This is a genomic window from Actinomadura logoneensis, assembly GCF_003428695.1.
Classification (GTDB): Bacteria; Actinomycetota; Actinomycetes; order Streptosporangiales; family Streptosporangiaceae; genus Spirillospora; species Spirillospora logoneensis.
In genome coordinates this window covers 1-4210 of record NZ_QURH01000799.1, presented here as the reverse complement: position 1 = coordinate 4210, position 4210 = coordinate 1, and the positions used below count along the sequence as shown (strand labels likewise).

General features: G+C 72.5%; 3 protein-coding genes. 2 read left to right on the top strand and 1 reads right to left on the bottom strand.

Translation table 11 applies throughout. The features are described 5' to 3' along the window. Window positions 1-633: ATP-binding cassette domain-containing protein (locus tag DZF91_RS27635; protein WP_117360069.1), on the bottom strand; the 633-nt coding region annotated here is incomplete at its 3' end. Between the two features lie 686 nt (window positions 634-1319). Here DZF91_RS27635 and DZF91_RS27630 point away from each other — a divergent pair. Both DZF91_RS27630 and DZF91_RS27625 read left to right on the top strand, forming a co-directional pair. After that, window positions 1320-2231: a tetratricopeptide repeat protein gene (locus DZF91_RS27630; protein ID WP_235834610.1), complete on the top strand. Its 912-nt coding sequence runs from the start codon at window positions 1320-1322 to the stop codon at window positions 2229-2231. Window positions 2232-2754: 523 nt separating this feature from the next. Next, window positions 2755-4158, top strand: a complete 1404-nt coding sequence (locus DZF91_RS27625; protein ID WP_117360067.1) for an NAD-dependent malic enzyme — start codon at window positions 2755-2757, stop codon at window positions 4156-4158. Window positions 4159-4210: the final 52 nt, after the last annotated feature.

The following is a 4210-nucleotide window of genomic DNA, read 5'->3' as shown; positions in this document are numbered from 1 at the left end:
CGGGACCGGCGTCCGCCCGCCGCCCCCGTCCGGCGTCCCGCCGTCGTCCCCGCGCCCGAACGCGCCCAGCCGGCCGAGCACGCGCGGCAGCGACGCCGTGAACTCCCCGCGCCCGCCCTCTCCCGCGGGACCGGCGAGGTCCTCGAACGGGTCGTCCAGCAGGACGATGTCGGGCTCGTGGACGCACGTCGCGGCGAGCCCCACCCGGAGCCGGACGTCGGGCGGAAGGAGGGCCAGCGCGGTGTCCGCCGCGTCCGCCAGTTCCAGCCGCCGCAGAATGCCGCGCGCGTCGCATTCCCGCGCCCGCCGGTAGTAGGCGGCATAGCCCACGAATTCCGCGGCGGAGATGTTCGAATCGCGCCAGAATCCCGACGGGAGATAGCCGATCCGCGCCCGCACGGCGCGCAGGTCCGATGTTTTCCCGGTACGGTGACCGAGGATTTCTATTTCGCCGACGCTTGGTCGGCGCAGCGTCGCGAACGTGGCCAGCAGCGTTGTTTTGCCCGCGCCCGGCGGACCGGCAACACCGATCAGGCCCTCGGCGATACCGAGGGCCGTCGGACGGAGGAGCCACCGCCCCCCGCGGCGGACCCCCATCCCATGGGCCACGATCGCGGATGCGTCCGCGACCATTTCAGTTTTCCCCCCATTGGTTCACGAGCTCGGCTCGCGACAGCCCCGGCCCGCCCGTGGGCCCGTCGTCCGGCGGCGCGTTTCGCCCCGGTCGAGCAGACCCACCTGTTGAAACTCTCGTGGCCGTCGATCCGTGCACGACCAGGCGACTATAACCAGTCTTGGTGATCGCCGTCAGCTCGCTTTTGCTATTCAGCGACGGCGCTTGGATTCTTTACCTTTCGCGCTGTTGGCTGATCCGTATCGTGGAAAGTCGCGACCGGCCGCTTATGTCTGTGTCGTGCCGGTCCGTGCGGGGCGCCGACGGTCGATCGGCGGAAGCCGAACGCGCGACACGCGGCTCCGGAACTCATCCGAAGTCGATCCGCCACCGATCCGCAACCGATCCCCGTCCGATGACGAGTCGAACCCCCGTGCCCATCCGCGAGCGGAACAGTGAGCAGATCCGCGAGCGGATTCCGAGCACATCCGCGAGTCTCGCGGGAGCCGATCGCGAGCCGGTCGGAAGCCGATCCCGAGCAGATCGCGAGGCGGCGCGGCGCGGTGCGCGCGCGAACGCGGCACGCGCCCGGGAGTCAGTGCCGGAGGACACTCCGGCTGCTCATGCGACGCGCGCGTTCATGCGGCAGGATGTACATATGCCTTCTCGGGACTTTTCGTTGTACGGCGCCGTCGATCTGGGGGCCGTGCAGTCGGCTTCGAAGCAGCGTCAGGAGCGCCAGGCGCGCGCGGCCCAGGCCGGGGACGGCGCGTCCGCCCCCGCCGGGGCCCCAGCGGGCGGTCCGTACGTCGTGGACGTCACCGACCAGACCTTCAACACCGAGGTCGTGGAGCGGTCGCAGAGCGTTCCCGTCCTCGTGGACTTCTGGGCGGAGTGGTGCGGGCCGTGCAAGCAGCTCGGCCCGATCCTGGAGAAGCTGGCGCAGGAGGCGGCGGGCCGCTGGGTCCTCGCCAAGGTCGACATCGACGCCAACCCGCAGCTCGGCGCGTACATGCAGCAGATGGGCGTGCGGGGCATCCCGTTCGTCGCGGCCGTCGTGCAGGGGCAGCTGCTGCCGTTCCTGAACGGCGCCGCCCCCGAGGCCCAGGTGCGCCAGGCCATCGACCAGCTCTTCGAGGCGCTGGTCAAGGAGGGCCTGATCCCCGACGCGCCCGCCGGCGAGGCCCCCGCCACCGCGCCCGCGTCCGACCCGGCCTTCGCGCGGGCGGACGACGCGCTGCGCGCCGGGAACCTGGACGAGGCGCGCGCCGCGTTCGAGGAGATCCTCGCCCGCGACCCGCGGGACGGCGAGGCCAAGCGCGGCCTGGCCCTGGTCGACCTCAGCGGACGCGCCCAGGGGCTGGACGCCGGCCGGGTCCTCCAGGATGCCGAGGCGAAGCCCGGCGACGCCAAGGCGCAGATCGACGCCGCCGACGTCGAGATGGTCTCCGGCCGCATCGAGGCCGCGTTCGGGCGCCTCGTCGCCGCCGTCCGCCGCACGGCGGGCGACGACCGCGACGCCGTGCGCAAGCACCTGCTGGGGCTGTTCGAGGTCCTTCCGGCGGACGACCCGCGCGTCACCAAGGCGCGCCGCTCGCTCCAGAGCGCCCTCTTCTGATCCCGGACGGCACGCCCGTCCGGCCGGCACGCTCGATCAGCACGGCCGGTCGGCACGGCACGGCCGGCCAGCACGGCTCGCCACAGGGCGCGCTCCTCCACGCCGGGGACGCGCCCTGTGGCGTTGAACGGTCGATTCACTCGAGCCGTCCGCACCGTCCGCGCCGCGCCAAGGGCGCCCGCCGGATCCGCTCGGGAGACCCCGGCGGCCAGGCCGTCGCGGGGGTGGCCCCCCGATGCCGCCGAGCCCCTAGCGTGGGCCGGGGGCCTGGCGCACCTGTACGACATGGTGCAGAATGCGCTTTTTTAACGCCGCAAGTACAAAGTGTCCTTCTGACCGGGGACGGCGCGCCGAGCGCGTATCCTCGTTGGCGGTGACCGCGCCCCGCCCGCCCCATGCGACGCCCTCCACAGGACGCCCTCGGAGTAGCGCGCTCACGCCATCCCGGAAGCCGGTCCGCGGCTCCGGGCGGGACGAAAGACGTAGCCGGTCAGTTGTGGTCCGGTAGACAGGGAGCAGTGTCGTGGCCAGCGTGCCCAGCGTGTCGTACTCCATCACCGTCCGGCTGGAGGTCCCGGCCGGCGGCAAGGCCGTCAGCCAGATCACCCACGTGGTCGAGAACGCCGGGGGCATCGTGACCGCCCTCGACGTGAACACCGCCGGTCACGAGACGCTGCGCATCGACGTCACCATCGCCACCCGCGACACCGAGCACGCCGAGGCGATCTCCGCGGCGCTCGAGACGATCGACGACATCAAGATCCACAAGGTCTCGGACCGGACCTTCCTCATGCACCTCGGCGGCAAGATCGAGATGCAGTCGAAGGTGCCGCTGCGCAACCGCGACGAGCTGTCCATGGCCTACACGCCGGGCGTCGCGCGGGTCTCGCTCGCCATCGCCCGCAACCCCGAGGACGTCCGGCGGCTGACGATCAAGCGCAACAGCGTCGCGGTCGTCACCGACGGCTCGGCCGTGCTCGGCCTCGGCAACATCGGCCCGGAGGCCGCGCTGCCGGTGATGGAGGGCAAGGCCGCGCTGTTCAAGCGGTTCGCCGGGATCGACGCGTGGCCGATCTGCCTGGACACCCAGGACACCGACGAGATCGTCCGAACGGTGCAGATCCTCGCGCCCGCGTTCGGCGGCATCAACCTGGAGGACATCTCCGCGCCGCGCTGCTTCGAGGTCGAGGCCCGGCTGCGCGAACTGCTGGACATCCCGGTCTTCCACGACGACCAGCACGGCACCGCGATCTGCGTGCTCGCCGCGCTCACCAACGCGCTGCGCGTGGTCGGCAAGGACCTCGGGTCCGTCCGCATCGCGATGTCCGGCGCGGGCGCGGCGGGCAGCGCGATCCTGAAGCTGCTGCTGCACGCCGGGGCGAAGAACGTGGTCGTCTGCGACTACTACGGCGCCGTCCACCTCGGCCGCACCGACCTGGACGACTCGCTGCGCTGGATCGCCGAGCACACCAACGCCGAGGGCTACAGCGGCGACCTGAAGGGCGCGGTCGCGGGCGCGGACGTGTTCGTCGGCGTCTCCGCGCCGGGCATCCTGACCGGGGACGACATCGCCACGATGAACGAGGACGCGATCGTGTTCGCGCTGGCCAACCCCGAGCCCGAGGTGTCGCCGGACGAGGCGCGCGAGCACGCCGCCGTGGTCGCCACCGGCCGCAGCGACTACCCGAACCAGATCAACAACGTGCTGGCGTTCCCCGGCGTGTTCCGCGGGCTGCTGGACGCGCAGGCCGACGGCGTCACCCTGGACATGCTCGCCGCCGCGGCCCAGGCGCTCGCCGAGGTCGTCACGCCGGGCGAGCTGGGCCCGAACTACATCGTCCCGAGCGTGTTCCACCCGGACGTCGCGGGCCGCGTCGCGGGCGCCGTCCGCGAGGCCGCCGGCGGCCGTCCCCGCACGGAAGCCTGACCTCCGGGTAAGTCCGCCGCCCCGCACTCCCGCGCCGAGCGGGAGGGCGGGG